This is a genomic window from Corallococcus exercitus (genome assembly GCF_003611585.1).
GTDB lineage: Bacteria > Myxococcota > Myxococcia > Myxococcales > Myxococcaceae > Corallococcus > Corallococcus exercitus.
This window is the reverse complement of the sequence record NZ_RAVW01000685.1, coordinates 1-2,968: the sequence shown is the minus strand read 5'-3', so window position 1 is coordinate 2,968 and position 2,968 is coordinate 1. Positions and strand designations below refer to the sequence as shown.

General features: G+C 72.1%; 3 protein-coding genes. All 3 read left to right on the top strand.

Annotation, left to right across the window (positions count from 1 at the left end):
- A partial coding sequence (locus tag D7W79_RS40835) for a tetratricopeptide repeat protein (RefSeq protein ID WP_120530593.1) occupies window positions 1-667 on the top strand: 667 nt, incomplete at its 5' end.
- Between the two features lie 26 nt (window positions 668-693).
- Window positions 694-1,911 (top strand): LysM peptidoglycan-binding domain-containing protein, encoded by a 1,218-nt coding sequence (locus tag D7W79_RS40830; protein ID WP_120530592.1) that lies wholly within the window; start codon window positions 694-696, stop codon window positions 1,909-1,911.
- 142 nt (window positions 1,912-2,053) lie between these two features.
- On the top strand, window positions 2,054-2,968 hold a 915-nt coding region (locus tag D7W79_RS40825), incomplete at its 3' end, for a DNA-processing protein DprA (RefSeq protein ID WP_147442326.1).

The following is a 2,968-nucleotide window of genomic DNA, read 5'->3' as shown; positions in this document are numbered from 1 at the left end:
CTCCCCGGCCCCCACCGCGTCCCCGGCGACCGCAGCGTCCCTGGCGACCGCGAAGCCGCAGGCCGCCGCGTCGGAAGGCGGCGAGGCGCTGGGCATGGCCCCGGCGGAGCTGACGGTCGTGCGGCTCAAGCCGAAGAAGGAACCCGCGCCGCGCATCAACACGGCGGTGGCGGTGACTGAGCCGGATCCGGATCAGATGGAGATGTTCATCTCCCCGGTGGAGGGTTCGTCGGGGACGGGGTCCGTCAGCCCGGCCCGGGCGAGCATGGAGCCCCCGGAGAAGGATCCGGACATCCTCGACGCCGAGTACGAGCGCGCGGTGGCCATGCTGCGCACCGGCAACGTGGAGGGCGGCGTGGAGACGCTCACGCGCTTCGCGTCGGAGAACCCGCGCCACCCCCGCGCCGACAACGCCCTGTACTTCAGCGGCCTGGGCCAGATGGGCCTCAAGGACGCGGCCGGCGCGGCGAAGACGTTCGAAAAGCTCATCAAGAACTACCCCGCCGGGGACGCCGTCCAGGACGGCATGCTCCGGCTCGCGGAGTGCCGGGTGCGGCTGAACCAGGCCGTGGATGCCCGAGCCCTCTATACCCGCGTCGTCACCCAGTTCCCGGGGACGGCCGCCGCCACGCAGGCGGAGCAGCGGCTCGCCGCGCTCTCGCCTTGAGCCCTTTTGTGAAAGGACGTCGTCCGATGCGCTCCCGGATCCTCGCCACCCTGCTCGTGCCCCTCACCGTCGCGCCGGCATGGACGGCTTTCGCCCAGGACGCGCAGGAGGAGGAGCCCCAGCCGGCCTCCACCGAGACGGAAGGGCAGGACATCTCCGACGACGCGGAGCAGCGTCCCACCTCCGTCACGTTGCCGCCCGGCGCCCCGCAGGGCCGTGAGAGCGCGCCCGGCCAGGTGCACACCGTGGAGACCGGCGACACGCTGTGGGACCTGTCCCAGCGCTACCTGGGCAGCCCCTGGTACTGGCCCAAGGTCTGGTCCTACAACCCGCAGATCGCCAACCCGCACTGGATCTACCCGGGCAACAACGTGAAGTTCTTCCCCGGCGGCGAGGAGGTCCCCGCGCGCGTGGAAGGGGGCGACCTGCCCTCCGATGACGTGGCGGCGCCCTCGGACGTGAGCGGCGGCAGCCTGGTGTCCGTGGTCGGCAAGATCGGCTTCGACCCCGCCAACTCGCGCCCGGTGACGACCAAGGGCTTCGTGACGACGCGCGAACTGGACGAGGCGGGCCGCATCGACGGCTCGGCCTCCGAGGCGCTGATGCTCTCCGCCCCGGAGAAGGTCTACCTGAGCTTCAAGAAGCGCGGCGCCGCCAAGCTGGGCGACCGCTACGTCATCTTCCACACCGTGGAAGAGGTGAAGCACCCGGTGACGAACGCGCGCACGGGCTACCTCACGGAGCTGCTGGGCACGGTGCAGGTCGTCGCCATCAACAATGACGTGGTGACCGCGCGCATCGTGGAGACGTGGGACCCCATCTCCCGCGGTGACCTGGTGGGCCCCTCCAGCGAGAAGCTGTCGGAGCGCGTCGCCCCCAAGCCCAACAGCAAGGAGATCCCCGGCTACGTGCTCACGCCGATGACGCCGGGCCAGACGCTGCTGGGCGAGCACAACTTCATCGTCGTGGACCGCGGCACCGCGGACGGCGTGCAGGTGGGCAACACCTTCACCATCGAGCGCCGCGGCGACCCGAGCCTGGATGTGCTCGGCCGCAGCGACTACAAGATGGGCGACGCGGGCAAGGGCAAGAAGACCTACCCCTGGGAGGCCGTGGCCCAGTGCATGGTCACGGAAGTGCGTGAGCGCACCTCCAACTGCCTGCTGACCCGCTCCCTGACGGAGGTCTCCGCCGGCGACCGCGCCACCATGCGCAAGGACGGAACGCCCACCGCCAGCCGCTGAATCCAGAGGCGGCGAACGGCAGGAATGCTGCATTCCGGCCCGCCCGGGAAGGGCGGGTCGCTTGACCCCCGAAGTTCCGGTGTTATGTGTCACGCCCCTCCCGGGACCACCTCTATATAGGTGGGAAACAGGCGGGGACGGCATGGCGGACACAGAGACGGACATCAACCCACCCTGGGACGAGCAGCGCGCCACCCTGGCGCTCTGGGCCATTGCTGGCCTGGGGCCCCGGACGTTGGACGCCGTGCGGGCGTTCGCCGGTGGGGCGCTGGCCCGGCTCGCGTCCACGCCCGTGCGGGACTGGGTGTCCGACGTGCCGGTGCCCGCGACCGTCCGCCAGCGGCTGGCCGCCGTCGCATCGCTGGACTCCCTGGCGTCCCGGACGGAGGAGGCCTGTGCCCGGGCCGGACTCGAGGTGGCCTTCGCGGGCACGCCGGCCTATCCCGCCCGGCTGGTGGGGCTGGAGGACGCGCCGCCGCTGCTGTTCCACCTGGGAAATCCGGGGCCTCCCCGGCGCAGGCTGGCCATGGTGGGCAGCCGCCACCCGGACCAGGGCTTCCTGCCGTTTGCGCGCACCTTCGCCCGGAGGGTGTCGGAGGCTGGGATAGGCGTGGTGTCGGGCGCGGCGGAGGGCGTGGACAGGGCGTGCCACTGGGGCGCGCTGGACGTGGGCGGGGAGACGTGGGCCTTCCTGGGCTCCGCGCTGGACGCGTTGGATCCCGCCCAGGCCCGGCTCCTGCCCCACTTCCTGGAGCGGGGCGGGGTGTACTTCAGCGAGCTGCCGCCCGGGGTCCGGGCGAGCACGACGACCTTCCCCCGGCGCAACCGACTCATTGCTGGCGCGTCGGATGCGGTGCTGGTGATGCGGGCCGGGGTGGACTCCGGGAGCCTGTACACGGCGGACGCCGCGAGGGTGCAGGGCCGGCCGGTGTTCGCGCTGCCCGGGGACATCTGGCAGCCGGCCGCGGCGGGCTGTAACGCCCTGCTGGCGGACGGGCGGGCCCGCGCATGCACGTCCGCTGAAACGATCTGCGCGGTGGTGGGCGTTCACCCGGTC